The 14,899-nt window shown below is 56.3% G+C and carries 8 protein-coding genes, 2 tRNA genes and 3 rRNA genes; 9 read left to right on the forward strand and 4 right to left on the reverse strand.

Going from position 1 to position 14,899, the window contains the following annotated elements:
- Positions 1-90 precede the first annotated feature (90 nt).
- The 7 genes from KI612_RS08530 to KI612_RS08560 all read left to right on the forward strand — a co-directional run bounded on the left by KI612_RS08530 (position 91) and on the right by KI612_RS08560 (position 9,310).
- Positions 91-1,977 carry a SurA N-terminal domain-containing protein gene (locus tag KI612_RS08530; protein WP_226443451.1) on the forward strand — a complete coding sequence of 629 codons (1,887 nt, stop codon included), beginning with the start codon at positions 91-93 and terminating at the stop codon, positions 1,975-1,977.
- Between the two features lie 467 nt (positions 1,978-2,444).
- A 16S ribosomal RNA gene (locus KI612_RS08535) occupies positions 2,445-3,982 on the forward strand.
- Between the two features lie 62 nt (positions 3,983-4,044).
- Positions 4,045-4,121: transfer RNA gene (locus KI612_RS08540), tRNA-Ile, on the forward strand.
- Positions 4,122-4,217: 96 nt separating this feature from the next.
- A tRNA-Ala gene (locus tag KI612_RS08545) sits at positions 4,218-4,293 on the forward strand.
- A 206-nt stretch (positions 4,294-4,499) separates the two neighbouring features.
- Positions 4,500-7,380: ribosomal RNA gene (locus tag KI612_RS08550) — 23S ribosomal RNA — on the forward strand.
- A 106-nt stretch (positions 7,381-7,486) separates the two neighbouring features.
- Positions 7,487-7,600: ribosomal RNA gene (gene rrf / locus KI612_RS08555) — 5S ribosomal RNA — on the forward strand.
- The 16S, 23S and 5S rRNA genes sit together here with 2 tRNA genes alongside, the layout of an rRNA operon.
- A gap of 237 nt (positions 7,601-7,837) precedes the next feature.
- Entirely contained in the window at positions 7,838-9,310 is a 1,473-nt protein-coding gene (locus KI612_RS08560) for an IS1182 family transposase (protein ID WP_226443453.1), read from the forward strand.
- Positions 9,311-9,430: 120 nt separating this feature from the next.
- On the opposite strand, the gene fabI is transcribed toward KI612_RS08560, so the two are convergent.
- Together fabI and KI612_RS08570 are read right to left on the reverse strand one after the other, a co-directional pair.
- Positions 9,431-10,228, reverse strand: a complete 798-nt coding sequence (gene fabI / locus KI612_RS08565; protein WP_226443455.1) for an enoyl-ACP reductase FabI — start codon at positions 10,226-10,228, stop codon at positions 9,431-9,433.
- A gap of 43 nt (positions 10,229-10,271) precedes the next feature.
- The gene (locus KI612_RS08570) at positions 10,272-11,918 is read right to left on the reverse strand and encodes an electron transfer flavoprotein-ubiquinone oxidoreductase (RefSeq protein WP_226443457.1); all 1,647 of its coding nucleotides are present in this window, start codon (positions 11,916-11,918) and stop codon (positions 10,272-10,274) included.
- 93 nt (positions 11,919-12,011) lie between these two features.
- On the opposite strand from KI612_RS08570, the gene KI612_RS08575 reads away from it, so the two are divergent.
- Entirely contained in the window at positions 12,012-12,422 is a 411-nt protein-coding gene (locus KI612_RS08575; RefSeq protein WP_226443459.1) for an acyl-CoA thioesterase, read from the forward strand.
- A 36-nt stretch (positions 12,423-12,458) separates the two neighbouring features.
- The gene (dgt, locus tag KI612_RS08580; RefSeq protein ID WP_226443461.1) at positions 12,459-13,808 is read left to right on the forward strand and encodes a dGTP triphosphohydrolase; all 1,350 of its coding nucleotides are present in this window, start codon (positions 12,459-12,461) and stop codon (positions 13,806-13,808) included.
- 6 nt (positions 13,809-13,814) lie between these two features.
- Here dgt and KI612_RS08585 read toward each other — a convergent pair whose 3' ends face one another.
- Positions 13,815-14,132 (reverse strand): hypothetical protein, encoded by a 318-nt coding sequence (locus tag KI612_RS08585; protein ID WP_226443463.1) that lies wholly within the window; start codon positions 14,130-14,132, stop codon positions 13,815-13,817.
- 153 nt (positions 14,133-14,285) lie between these two features.
- The gene (locus tag KI612_RS08590; protein WP_226443465.1) at positions 14,286-14,846 is read right to left on the reverse strand and encodes a hypothetical protein; all 561 of its coding nucleotides are present in this window, start codon (positions 14,844-14,846) and stop codon (positions 14,286-14,288) included.
- Positions 14,847-14,899 lie beyond the last annotated feature (53 nt).

The raw sequence follows: 14,899 nt of genomic DNA on the forward strand, positions 1-14,899 counted from the left end.
CATTCCACATTGGCCTGTACGGGCCATCAGTCTCAATGAAGGCGGGCACGGGTCCGCTTCTTATATTGCATCCGAAGGGTTTCTCCTCTCATGTTTGACGCAGTCCGGAACAACAAGAAGATCGTCCAGATTTTTCTGGCGCTGATTACACTGCCGTTTGCCTTTTTCGGCGTCGAGTCCTACGTTCGCAGCGTGGGCACCGGTGACGATGTGGCCAAGGTCGGCGACATCAAGATTACCCAGCAGCAATTCCGGCAGACGCTGCAGGAGCAGCAGGAAAAGCTGCGGACCCAGTTGGGCGGTCAATTCGACCCCAAGATTCTGGATACCGTCGAAGCGCGCAGCGCAATTCTCGATGATCTGATCAACCAGCGTTTGTTGCTGGTCGAAGCCAGCAAACGCGGCATGTTTGCCAGCGATGATGCCGTGCGCCGTACCATTGGCTCGGTCGAGGCTTTCAAGGTCGATGGCAAATTCTCCTCGGAACGCTACGAAGCAGCGTTGCGGGCGCAGGGCATGACGCCTGCCGGCTTCGAGGCGCAACTGCGCCAGGACATAACCCTGCAGCAGCTGGCTGGTGCGGTCGGGCAATCGGGCCTGATGGCGCGCGCGGTCGCTGACCGGGTGCTGGCCGTGCAAAGTGAAAAGCGTGAAGTCATGGAATATCGCCTTGGTCTGGATGCTTATCTGGCCAAGGTCAAGCTGGCTGACGGCGCGGCGAAGAAGTTCTACGACGAGAACAGCAAGCAATTCGAAATGCCGGAGCGCCTCAAGGCCGAATATGTCGTGCTTTCGATGGACGGCATTGCTGCCCAGTTGGCGGTCACCGATGCCGAGATCAAATCCTGGTACGACAGCCACAAGGACAAGTTCCAACAGCCGGAAGAGCGGCGCGCCAGCCATATCCTGGTTGCCTCGGAAAAGATCGGCAAGGACAAGGCACGGGCAAAGGCTGCTGAACTTCTCAAGGAAGTCCAGAAGACGCCGTCCGCTTTCGCCGAACTGGCCAAAAAGAACTCGGATGACCCGGGCTCCGCTGCCAAGGGTGGGGATCTCGGCTTCTTCGGTCGCGGCATGATGGTCAAGTCGTTCGACGATGCGGCTTTCAGCCAGAAGGAAGGCGAGATTTCCGGTGTGGTGGAATCCGATTTCGGTTTCCACATCATCAAGGTGACCGGTATCCATGCCGGCAAGGAAAAGCCGCTGGCTGACGTCAAGGCCGAAATCGAAGCCGAACTGAAGAAGACGGCTGCATCGCGCAAATTTGCCGAAGCCGCCGAGGCTTTCAGCAATGCTGTCTATGAGCAGCCGGATAGCCTGAAGCCGGCTGCCGACAAGTTCAAGCTCGCGGTCAAGCAGTCTGACTGGTTGTTGCGCCAGGCCAATCCGGTCAACGGTCCGCTGGGCAATGAAAAGCTTCTGGCTGCCCTGTTCTCGGAAGACTCGGTCAAGAACAAGCGCAATACCGAAGCGGTTGAGGTGGCAGCCAATACGCTGGTTGCTGCGCGTATCGTTGAATACAAGCCGACCGAGTTGCAGTCATTCGACAGCGTTCGCGCCAATATTGAAACCCTGCTCAAGCAGCGCGAGGCTCAGGCGCAGACCAGGAGCGAAGGCGAAGCTCGTCTGGTAGCCCTCAAAAAGGGTGAGGACAAGCTGGCTTGGGGAAGTGCCAAGAGTGTTTCCCGCATGGATGCGCGCCTGATCCATCCGCTGGCGGCACCGCTGGTCTTCAAGGCTGATGTCAGCAAGCTTCCGGCTTACGCTGGTGTTGAGCTCCCGGGGATCGGCTACGCACTCTATAAGGTTGCCAAGGTCGAGGCGGGTGACAAGCTCGATGATGCCCGGCGTCTGGCGGTTGTTCGTCAGCTTGGATCGCTTCAGTCTCAGGAAGATGTGCAGTTGTATCTTGCGGCCTTGCGCAATCGCTACAAGGTCGAAGTAAACAAGGCTGCATTGGAGTCGAAGGATCGCTGATTTCCTCTGGGTTAAAAGGAAACCAAAAGCCGGCTGGATTACCCCAGCCGGCTTTTTCTTTTTGAGAGGGCGAAAACGCTCAAAGGAATCTTTTTGTTGATCGGTGTTGACCTTGGCTTGAAGATCTATATAATGCGCCCCTCCTTGCAGCGCTTGGTTCTACGGGCGGTGGAGGGAGGAAGTGGTGGTTTGGGTTTTGGCGGGTTGAGCAGAAAAAAGATTTCAAATTTTGCTTGACGGTTTAGCTGAAGTTCTTCATAATCTCGCTTCTCTGCTGCTGACGGATTTAACGAGACGGCGCGGTGGAAATGATCTTTAACAATTTGAACAACCGATAGGTGTGGGTGCCTTGATGCTAGTGGCTTAGGTCACACAAAAGTATTAAAGGCAATCACACGGATGGAGAGATCCATCGAGGTAGAAGTTAAATTCTACCGTCAGTGAATTGTGAGTAGTAATGTTGGATTGAACTGAAGAGTTTGATCCTGGCTCAGATTGAACGCTGGCGGCATGCCTTACACATGCAAGTCGAACGGCAGCACGGGAGCAATCCTGGTGGCGAGTGGCGAACGGGTGAGTAATGTATCGGAACGTACCATTGAGTGGGGGATAACGTAGCGAAAGTTACGCTAATACCGCATATACCCTGAGGGGGAAAGCAGGGGATCGCAAGACCTTGTGCTCTTTGAGCGGCCGATATCAGATTAGCTAGTTGGTGAGGTAAAGGCTCACCAAGGCGACGATCTGTAGCGGGTCTGAGAGGATGATCCGCCACACTGGAACTGAGACACGGTCCAGACTCCTACGGGAGGCAGCAGTGGGGAATTTTGGACAATGGGGGCAACCCTGATCCAGCCATGCCGCGTGAGTGAAGAAGGCCTTCGGGTTGTAAAGCTCTTTCGGCCGGGAGGAAATCGCATCAGTTAATACCTGGTGTGGATGACAGTACCGGAATAAGAAGCACCGGCTAACTACGTGCCAGCAGCCGCGGTAATACGTAGGGTGCGAGCGTTAATCGGAATTACTGGGCGTAAAGCGTGCGCAGGCGGTTTTTTAAGACAGGCGTGAAATCCCCGGGCTCAACCTGGGAACTGCGCTTGTGACTGGAAGGCTAGAGTATGGCAGAGGGGGGTGGAATTCCACGTGTAGCAGTGAAATGCGTAGAGATGTGGAGGAACACCGATGGCGAAGGCAGCCCCCTGGGCCAATACTGACGCTCATGCACGAAAGCGTGGGGAGCAAACAGGATTAGATACCCTGGTAGTCCACGCCCTAAACGATGTCAACTAGGTGTTGGGTGGGTAAAACCATTTAGTACCGGAGCTAACGCGTGAAGTTGACCGCCTGGGGAGTACGGCCGCAAGGTTAAAACTCAAAGGAATTGACGGGGACCCGCACAAGCGGTGGATGATGTGGATTAATTCGATGCAACGCGAAAAACCTTACCTACCCTTGACATGTCCAGGAGCCTGAAGAGATTTGGGTGTGCCCGAAAGGGAACTGGAACACAGGTGCTGCATGGCTGTCGTCAGCTCGTGTCGTGAGATGTTGGGTTAAGTCCCGCAACGAGCGCAACCCTTGTCGTTAATTGCCATCATTTAGTTGGGCACTTTAACGAGACTGCCGGTGACAAACCGGAGGAAGGTGGGGATGACGTCAAGTCCTCATGGCCCTTATGGGTAGGGCTTCACACGTCATACAATGGTCGGTACAAAGGGTTGCCAAGCCGCGAGGTGGAGCTAATCCCAGAAAGCCGATCGTAGTCCGGATCGTAGGCTGCAACTCGCCTGCGTGAAGTCGGAATCGCTAGTAATCGTGGATCAGCATGTCACGGTGAATACGTTCCCGGGTCTTGTACACACCGCCCGTCACACCATGGGAGCGGGTTCCGCCAGAAGTAGGTAGCCTAACCGCAAGGGGGGCGCTTACCACGGCGGGGTTCGTGACTGGGGTGAAGTCGTAACAAGGTAGCCGTAGGGGAACCTGCGGCTGGATCACCTCCTTTCTAGAGAAAGCATCTCTGGCACCCACAACCTATCGGTTGTTCAATGAGTAGCAAACAGACGAGGGTCTGTAGCTCAGTCGGTTAGAGCACCGTCTTGATAAGGCGGGGGTCGTTGGTTCGATTCCAACCAGACCCACCAACGTCAAATCAAGTAAGCGAGCAGTACGAGGCGCGAGACATCGCCGCATACCTTGGTATGCAAGATGTTGAGCAACGACGTAATGCGAAGCTTAACGGGGGATTAGCTCAGCTGGGAGAGCACCTGCTTTGCAAGCAGGGGGTCAACGGTTCGATCCCGTTATCCTCCACCAGAACCTAAAGATAAGCAGCGATGTTTATCTTTAGCTTTTGAGGAATCAATTGCTACGCTCTTTAACAAATTGGAAGAAGGTTGTGTCACTCGTGCTGATGAGGCATGGGTGATGCGTTGTGATTGCATCTGTAACGTCTTCGGACGATACAGCACAAATATGAGTTTGCCTGTAGCCGCTCTCGTTAAGAGAGTACAAGGTTATAGGATCAAGCGACTAAGTGCATGTGGTGGATGCCTTGGCGATCACAGGCGATGAAGGACGTGCAAGCCTGCGAAAAGCGGGGGGGAGCTGGCAATGAAGCTTTGATCCCCCGATATCCGAATGGGGAAACCCACCTCTTATGAGGTATCCCTGACTGAATACATAGGTCAGGGAGGCGAACCCGGTGAACTGAAACATCTAAGTAGCCGGAGGAAAATAAATCAACCGAGATTCCCCAAGTAGTGGCGAGCGAACGGGGAGCAGCCTGCTAGTGATAGCGGAATGGTTAATGGAACGGAATGGAAAGTCCGGCCGTAGTGGGTGATAGCCCCGTACATGAAAACCAATCCGTGGTACTAAGTTAGCGAAAAGTAGGGCGGGGCACGTGAAACCTTGTCTGAACATGGGGGGACCATCCTCCAAGGCTAAATACTCGTGATCGACCGATAGTGAACTAGTACCGTGAGGGAAAGGCGAAAAGAACCCCGGGAGGGGAGTGAAATAGATCCTGAAACCGCATGCATACAAACAGTGGGAGCCGACTTGTTCGGTGACTGCGTACCTTTTGTATAATGGGTCAGCGACTTACGTTGTGTTGCGAGCTTAACCGAATAGGGGAGGCGTAGCGAAAGCGAGTCTGATAAGGGCGTTTAGTAGCACGGCGTAGACCCGAAACCGGATGATCTATCCATGGCCAGGATGAAGGTGCCGTAACAGGTACTGGAGGTCCGAACCCACTAATGTTGAAAAATTAGGGGATGAGCTGTGGATAGGGGTGAAAGGCTAAACAAATCCGGAAATAGCTGGTTCTCCCCGAAAACTATTTAGGTAGTGCGTCACATATCACCAACGGGGGTAAAGCACTGTTATGGCTAGGGGGTCATCGCGACTTACCAAACCATGGCAAACTCTGAATACCGTTGAGTGCGAGTGTGGCAGACAGACAGTGGGTGCTAACGTCCATTGTCAAGAGGGAAACAACCCAGACCGCCAGCTAAGGTCCCCAAGACACAGTTAAGTGGGAAACGAAGTGGGAAGGCATAGACAGCTAGGAGGTTGGCTTAGAAGCAGCCATCCTTTAAAGAAAGCGTAATAGCTCACTAGTCGAGTCGTCCTGCGCGGAAGATGTAACGGGGCTCAAACTGTGCACCGAAGCTGCGGATATCGAAAGATATGGTAGGGGAGCGTTCTGTAGGTCTGTGAAGGTGACTTGAGAAGGTTGCTGGAGATATCAGAAGTGCGAATGCTGACATGAGTAGCGATAAAGGGAGTGAAAAGCTCCCTCGCCGAAAGCCCAAGGTTTCCTACGCAACGTTCATCGGCGTAGGGTGAGTCGGCCCCTAAGGCGAGGCAGAAATGCGTAGTCGATGGGAAACAGGTCAATATTCCTGTACCGATTCTAGATGCGATGTGGGGACGGAGAAGGTTAGGTCAGCCATCTGTTGGAATAGGTGGTTTAAGCGTGTAGGAGTGTCCCTTAGGCAAATCCGGGGGAATTATCTGAGGCGTGACGACGAGGCACTACGGTGCTGAAGTGATTGATACCAAGCTTCCAGGAAAAGCCACTAAGCTTCAGTCTAGAATTGACCGTACCGCAAACCGACACAGGTGGGCAGGATGAAAATTCTAAGGCGCTTGAGAGAACTCAGGAGAAGGAACTCGGCAAATTAACACCGTAACTTCGGGAGAAGGTGTGCCCCGGTAGGGTATAAGTCCTCGCGACGAAAGCCCGATGGGGTTGCAGTGAAATGGTGGCTGCGACTGTTTAATAAAAACACAGCACTCTGCAAACACGAAAGTGGACGTATAGGGTGTGACGCCTGCCCGGTGCCGGAAGGTTAAGTGATGGGGTGCAAGCTCTTGATCGAAGCCCCGGTAAACGGCGGCCGTAACTATAACGGTCCTAAGGTAGCGAAATTCCTTGTCGGGTAAGTTCCGACCTGCACGAATGGCGTAACGATGGCCACACTGTCTCCTCCTGAGACTCAGCGAAGTTGAAATGTTTGTGAAGATGCAATCTCCCCGCGGCAAGACGGAAAGACCCCATGAACCTTTACTGTAGCTTTGCATTGGACTTTGAATCGGTCTGTGTAGGATAGGTGGGAGGCTGTGAAACCGGGACGCTAGTTTCGGTGGAGCCAACCTTGAAATACCACCCTGATTTATTTGAGGTTCTAACCTTGATCCGTGAATCCGGATCGGGGACCGTGCATGGTGGGCAGTTTGACTGGGGCGGTCTCCTCCCAAAAGGTAACGGAGGAGTACGAAGGTACGCTTAGGACGGTCGGACATCGTCCATAAAGTGCAATGGCAAAAGCGTGCTTGACTGCGAGACCCACAAGTCGAGCAGGTGCGAAAGCAGGTCATAGTGATCCGGTGGTTCTGTATGGAAGGGCCATCGCTCAACGGATAAAAGGTACTCTGGGGATAACAGGCTGATACCGCCCAAGAGTTCATATCGACGGCGGTGTTTGGCACCTCGATGTCGGCTCATCTCATCCTGGGGCTGTAGCCGGTCCCAAGGGTATGGCTGTTCGCCATTTAAAGAGGTACGTGAGCTGGGTTTAAAACGTCGTGAGACAGTTTGGTCCCTATCTGCCGTGGGCGCTGGAAATTTGAAGGGGGCTGCTCCTAGTACGAGAGGACCGGAGTGGACGAACCTCTGGTGTACCGGTTATGACGCCAGTCGTATCGCCGGGTAGCTATGTTCGGAAGAGATAAACGCTGAAAGCATCTAAGCGTGAAACTCGCCTTAAGATGAGATTTCCCGGAGTCTTGAACTCCTTAAAGGGTCGTCGAAGACCACGACGTTGATAGGTCAGGTGTGGAAGCGCAGTAATGCGTTAAGCTAACTGATACTAATTGCCCGTACGGCTTGATCCTATAACCTTGTAATACACTGCAAGCAACACTCATAGCAGTCACAACAATCAACCTTCTCTCCCAATTTTGCTTCGGCGCAGCAATGCGACGCAGCACACAAGTTACGCTTGGCGGCAATAGCCTGCTGGACCCACCCCTTCCCTTCCCGAACAGGACCGTGAAACAGCAAAGCGCCGATGATAGTGAGTATTTCGCTCGCGAAAGTAGGTCACCGCCAGGCTCCCATTTCAAAAGCCCCCCTAGCACAAGCTAGCGGGGCTTTTGTGCGTCTACCCAACTGAAAATAGCGAGCGAATGAAATTGAGCGCGTTCGTGCCTTCGTAGATCTGAAGGAGGGCGGCTGGTAGCATCACAGCTTTTTCTCAGACGTAAAAAAGCCGCTCAGGGTTACTGAGCGGCTCAGACCGCTGACAAAGCCTCCAAGCGATTGGGGGCTTTATTTTTTTATAATGCAGGCATGCTCAAGCCTGCCTACCCTGCCCAAACGGAACTGGAGATGGTGACGTTGGAGCAATTGGTCCCGAAAGACCACTTGCTCCGGCTGCTCGACCAGCACATCCGGTTTGATTTTATTCGTGAAGCGACCCAGCACCTGTATTGCGAGAACAATGGCCGACCGGCGATTGATCCGGTGGTGTTGTTCAAGATGTTGTTCATTGGCTACTTGTTTGGGATTCGCTCCGAGCGACGGCTGGTGAAGGAAATCGAGGTCAATGTGGCTTACCGCTGGTTTCTCGGCTTTCGGCTGACGGACAAAGTGCCGGATGCCTCGACGCTGTCGCAGAATCGGCGTCGCCGCTTTGTCGGGACGGACATTGAGCAACGCATCTTTGACGGGATTGTCGAGCAAGCCATTGAGCACAAGCTGATTGGCGGGCGGGTGCTTTACACGGACAGCACGCATCTGAAGGCGAATGCCAACAAACGGCATTTTGAGGCGCATCAGGTTGAGCAAACACCGGCGGCCTATTTGGCCGAGCTGGATGCAGCCATCGAAACGGATCGTGCCGCCGCGGGCAAGAAGCCGCTCAAGCGTGATGACGATGATTCGACACCGCCAATGAAGGAGGTCAAGGTCAGCACGGTCGATCCCGACGCAGGTTTCATGGCCCGCGACAACAAGCCGACCGGCTTCTTCTATCTGGATCACCGGACTGTCGATGGCGTGCATGCCCTGATCGTCGATACCCATGTCACGCCGGGCAATGTCCATGACAGCCAGCCCTACCTTGCCCGCCTGGATCGGGTCATGGAGCGCTTTGATCTGGCCGTGGGCGCCGTCGGGCTCGATGCCGGGTATTTCACCCCGCAAGTCTGCAAGGGCATTCTTGACCGAGAGTTGTTCGGGGTGATGGGCTACAAGCGACCCACACACCGCGATGGCTATTTCTACAAGCGGGACTATCTCTACGATGCGGTCCAGGACTGCTACCGCTGCCCGGCCGGGGAGGTTCTGCCGTACCGGACGACCAACCGGCTGGGCTATCGGGAATATGCCTCGAATCCCGCCCGTTGCGCTGATTGTGGCGTGCGCGGGCAGTGCACGCAGAGCCGGAACCATCAGAAGCTCGTGACCCGGCATCTCTGGGAAGGTTTCAAGGAAGCGATCAACGCCAATCGCCTGAGCGACCTTGGCAAACGGCTGTACGCCCGGCGCAAGGAAACAGTGGAGCGCAGCTTTGCCGATGCCAAGGAGTTGCATGGCCACCGTTACGCCCGCTTCCGTGGCTTGGCCAAGGTGCAAGCGCAGTGCCTGCTCTCGGCGGCCTGTCAGAACATGAAGAAGATGGCCCTGTTGCTGGCCCGCAAGGCGGCAGCCTTATTGGCCAAAATCCTCGGGCAAGCCCTGTTTGCGGCCGACTTCGCCCGCTATTACCTACCGATGGCGCTCCACCACGAAAATTCCAGAATCCGCCTTGTTTCGGCTTGAATCCGAAAAACGCCCGAATTCCCAAACAGAAAAACAAAACCCCCGAAAAATCGGGGGTTCGTCAGCAGTCTGAGCCGCTCAGGGTTACTGAGCGGCTTTTTTATTGGGTCGGCCTGTGGCTCAGGCAGGCAGAGGTTCTGCGTTACCCAGGGCTACCGTATTCATGCCGCCATCGACATACATGATTTCGCCGGTAATGCCGCTGGCCAGGTCGGAGAGCATGAAGGCGGCGGCGTTGCCGACTTCTTCGATGGTCACGTTGCGACGCAGCGGGGCATTGTGCGAGTTGTAGGCGAGCAGTTTGCCGAAGTTGCCGATGCCGGAGGCGGCCAGGGTCTTGATCGGGCCGGCCGAGATGGCGTTGGCACGGATGCCTTCAGGGCCGAGGCAGAAGGCCAGGTAACGGGTAGCCGCTTCCAGGCTGGCCTTGGCCAGGCCCATGGTGTTGTAGTTCGGCATGGTACGCTCGGCGCCGAGGTAGGAGAGGGCCAGTGCGGCGCTCTTGCGGCCCTGCATCATCGGGCGCGCGGCCTTGACCAGTGCCGGATAGCTGTAAGAGGAGATTTCGTGGGCGATACGGAAGGCGTCACGGGTGATGCCATTCAGGAAGTCGCCTTCGATCGCTTCGGTCGGGGCATAGGCGATGGAGTGCACGAGGCCATCCAGTCCATCCCAGTGTTTGCCCAGTTCGACGAACAGATTGTCGATCTGTTCGTCACTGCCAACATCGAGCGGGAAAACGAGGGTGCTGTCGAATTCGGCCGCAAACTTGTTGATGCGGTCGAGAAAGCGTTCGTTCTGGTACGAGAAGGCGAGTTGAGCGCCTTCACGGTGGCAGGCCTTGGCGATGCCATAGGCAATGGAATGCTTGGACAGCAGTCCGGTAATCAGAATCTTCTTGTCGGCGAGAAAGCCCATGTGTTGTTCTCCCTAAGGGGTTTAGCCCCGAGATTATAAAGCATCACATGTTCGGATAGGTTGGTCCTTCACCGCCTTGTGGCACGACCCAGTTGATATTTTGGGTCGGGTCCTTGATGTCACAGGTCTTGCAGTGCACGCAGTTTTGCGCATTGATCTGCAAACGTGGATTGTTGCCGCTTTCATCGCGCAGGATTTCATAGACGCCGGCCGGACAGAAGCGTTGCTCCGGTGCATCGTAACGCGCCAGGTTGATGGCGATTGGTGTGCTGTTGTCTTTCAGGTGCAGGTGACAGGGCTGGTCTTCTTCGTGATTGGTGCTGGAGAGGAAGACGGATGAAAGCCGGTCGAAGGTGATCACGCCATCCGGTTTGGGATAGGCGATGACCGGGCACTCTGCTGCGGCTTTCAGCTTGGCGTGGTCAGGCTTGGTGTTGTGCAGGGTCCACGGGGCCTTGCCGCCGAAGACGATCTGGTCGATGCCGAACATGATGGAACCGAGTTTCAGTCCCTTGTTCATCCACGGCTTGAAGTTGCGCGCCTGGTGCAGTTCCTGGTGCAACCAGCTTTGCTTGAAGCTTTCCGGATAGGCGGCCAGCTCGTCGCGCTGGCGATCAGCGCTCAGCGCGGCGAAGCAGGCTTCGGCAGCCAATGCCCCGGACTTGATGGCACAGTGCGAGCCCTTGATGCGAGCGGCATTGAGGAAGCCGGCGTCGTCACCGATCAGGGCGCCACCCGGGAAAACCAGTTTGGGCAGGGATTGCAGGCCGCCAGCGGTCAACGCCCGTGCACCATAGGAAATGCGTTTGCCACCGGTCAGGAACTTGCGGATTTCCGGGTGCGTCTTGAAGCGCTGGAATTCCTCGAAGGGCGACAGGTGCGGATTGCTGTAGCCGAGACCGACCACGAAGCCGACGGCGACCTGATTGTTTTCCAGATGATAGAGGAAGCCGCCGCCGTAGGTATCGGGCTGCATCGGCCAGCCGCCGCTGTGGATGACGAGGCCGGCCTGGTGTTGTTCGGGTGTGATTTCCCAGAGTTCCTTGAGGCCGATGCCGTAGGTTTGCGGATCGGCGCCGTCGTTCAGCTTGAAGTGTTCCTGCAACTGCTTGCCGAGGTGGCCGCGGCAGCCTTCGGCGAAGAAAGTGTATTTGCCGTGCAGTTCCATGCCCGGCTGGAAGTTCGGACCTTCGCTGCCATCGCGCAGGCGCCCCATGTCGCCGGTGGCGACGCCCTTGACGGCTCCATTTTCGTCGAAGAGCACTTCAGCGCCGGCAAAGCCGGGATAGATCTCGACGCCGAGGGCTTCGGCTTGTTCACCGAGCCAGCGGCAGACGTTGCCGAGCGAGATGACGTAATTGCCTTCGTTGTGAAAGCATTTCGGCAGCAGGCTGTTGGGCACCTTCATGGCGCCGGTTTCGGAGAGAATCAGGAAGCGGTCTTCGCAGACCGGTGCATTGAGCGGAGCGCCATCGGCTTGCCAGTCGGGCAGCAGCTCAGTGAGCGCGCGCGGATCCATGACAGCGCCGGAAAGAATATGGGCGCCGATTTCGGCACCTTTCTCGATCAGGCAGACATTGATTTCGCCGCCTTTCTCTGCCGCCTGCTGTTTCAGCCGGATTGCCGCCGCCAGACCGGCCGGGCCGCCGCCAACGATGACGACGTCGAATTCCATGGCTTCGCGTTCCATGATGTCTCCTCAATTTTTGGTTTGTTGTGAACTGCTTCGCAATACGGTACAGTATGGAAAGGTATAGATCAATCCCTTGTAAAGCGCAAAGTCATGGAACATAAAAAGAAGCTGATTCACGTCACGAAAATGCCCATTCGCTGGGGTGACATGGATGCCTATGGGCACGTCAATAACACGGTGTATTTCCGTTACATGGAGCAGGCACGCGTCGAGTGGATCGAAGACATGCAGGTTGTCGTTCGTCCGGGTGGTGCCGGGCCGGTCATCATCAACGCCAGTTGTACTTTCCTGATGCCGCTGACCTATCCGGGCAATGTCGAAGTGCGGACCTATGTTGGCGCACCGGGGCGTTCCAGCGTGCAGACCTACGTCGAGATGCGTCTCGAAGGCGACGAGCGGATCTATGCCGAAGGCGCAGCCAAGGTGGTGTGGATGGATACGCAGACGGGAAAATCGGTGCCTTTGCCGGATCATGTCCGGGCTGCGCTCGAAGCGGAGTAAACTCGCAGCCCATTGCATCGACGATACTCAATAGCCATGGGCAAGCGCAAAGTCTGGGAAAAACTGTTGTCAGCCGAGCGTCTGGGCGCCGGCAAGGGGCCGGGGACGCCGGAGCGGACGGCCTTCCAGCAGGATTACGACCGCATCGTGTTCACTTCCGCCTTCCGGCGCATGAAGGACAAGACGCAGGTCTTTCCGCTCTCGAAGAGCGATTACGTCCGCACGCGCCTGACGCACAGCCTGGAAGTCAGCTGTGTCGGGCGTTCGCTCGGCGCCGTGGTCGGGCGCGAGATCATCGCCCGGCATGGCTTGCGCGATGTCGAGTCCGGCGATTTCGGCGCCATCGTCGCCGCTGCCTGTCTGGCACATGACATCGGCAATCCGCCTTTCGGTCATGCCGGCGAGGATGCCATCCGTGAGTGGTTCCGGAATTCCGGGTTGCTTGACCGGCATCCGTTCTCGCCCGCCCAGCGTGCCGACTTCGAGCGCTACGAGGGCAATGCCCAGGGTTTTCGCATCGTCACCCGGCTGCAAAGCCCTGCCAATCCGGGATTGCAACTGACCAGCGCGGTGCTCGCGACTTTTACCAAGTATCCGCGGCCGTCGCATCTGGATGCCGAGCTGGACGGGCGTAGCGGCAAGAAATTCGGCTTCTTCCAGCAGGATGCCGAAGCCTTCCGCCATGTCGCACGGTCGACCGGTCTGATCGAACGAATTCCGGATACCGCCTGGCGGCGTCATCCGCTGGCTTTCCTGGTCGAAGTGGCCGACGACACCTGCTACCTGATCGTCGATCTTGAAGATGCCGCCAAGCTCGGTTTCGTGCCGTATCGCGACGCCGAGTGCCTGCTTGCCGACCTGGCCGGCAACACGATCAACGGCAGTCGCCTGGATCGCCTGCATGATCCCAAGGAGCGTCTCGAATACCTGCGTGCCAAGGCAATCGGTCGTCTGCTCGAAAGTGCGGCGGCGGTCTTTCTGGAGAACGAGGATGCCATCCTTGATGGTTCGTTTGACGACGAACTGCTCGAACAGTCGCCAATTGCCCATCCGCTGCAGGCCATTCTCAAACTGGCCAAGGAAACCATCTACACGGCGCGCCCGGCGCTGGAAATCGAAACTGCCGGTTTCGAGGTGCTCGGGGCGCTGCTTGGCCTGTTCACCAATGCCGTCGAGGCGCGGGCCGGTGCGCCGGGCACCCGCTTCACGACGCGCGAGCGCATGCTGCTCAAATTGCTGCCGGTGCAGTTCCTCGGGCACGGCGGCGAGCCGGATGCCGATCCCTATCTCCGCCTGCTGCGCGTCGCCGACTTTGTGGCCGGGATGACCGACTCCTACGCGGTCGACATGTATCGCAAGCTCAAAGGCTTCGACCTGCCGACCTGATTCGGGTCAGCGCAGCTTGAGCTTGTCCAGGCAGCGCTGGCGGGCTTCAGCCAGGGCGGGCAGGGCAGATTCGTCGAGTAGTTCGGCCGCACTGCGGTAGAACTCGTCGATGGCTTTCTTGACGGCGGCTGCTTCCAGGCGGCGCTGCATGCCCGGCAGGCGATCTTCCTGGGTCGGCAGGTCGAGCGGACGCAGGTTGGCGTAGCGCGGAATCATCGTCTGGCCCTTGCCTTCATCGCTACTGGCAGTGAGCGGGCCGGTCTTGGTGAAAATCTTGCCGTCGTATTCGAAACGGCCGCCGAGCGGGATGTCTTGCAGTTTCATGTGGGTTTTCCTGGGAACGGGCGCGATGGTCGGAAACTTTGACAGGTTGGAGTGCCGAATAAATTAAATAAGGAAACCAGCTATTTAATGGATTGCGGATATGCCAAATATCGCGCAATTTCTCGCCACCTGTAGGCGTTAATGGCCGGGGTGTTAGCGGCTCCGGCGCATGGCGTCACGTACCAATGGGTTCCAAGGTGAAGCACCTGTGTCGCGGAACCCTTGGGCGTGTTCGTCGAGAGGGCTTTTGCCATGAGCGCTTTGAATTACCCCTGTGGCCTGCTGGCGCTGCCGATCCATGGCATCGCTTAGCAGTGGATTCGAGTAATCACAGCGATGGGCGGCCCGCATGTTGCCTTTATTCAACGAGGCTCCCACGATCTTGGTGATTATTCCATCGCCACGATAGTCAAAAACAACTGAGACACCAGAAGTCACTCCATTCAGCATTAAATCGATGGCGTTTCGAAGGAAAGCGATGTGGCCAACAATGGCTCCTTGTTCTTCCTCGATTGCCTGCAGTACGCCGGCACTTTCACCGGTATCGCCGAGCAGAATCGGGATGTCTTTATCAAAAGACTTGATGATCCGTTCCGGAACAACGAAGTAAGGCCCTGAGCCGTCTTCAGCGTTAAACCTTCCTGCAGGAAGTAGCGTCATGACGTGCATGGATTTCGGGCGCGGTGCAACTTGAAGTGTATAGCTATTTTGCATGGTGAAATATCCTTTGTTTCCTAAGGAGAGCGGCCCTCAAGAGATTTTGATCT

It is taken from the genome of Quatrionicoccus australiensis, assembly GCF_020510525.1.
GTDB lineage: Bacteria > Pseudomonadota > Gammaproteobacteria > Burkholderiales > Rhodocyclaceae > Azonexus > Azonexus australiensis_B.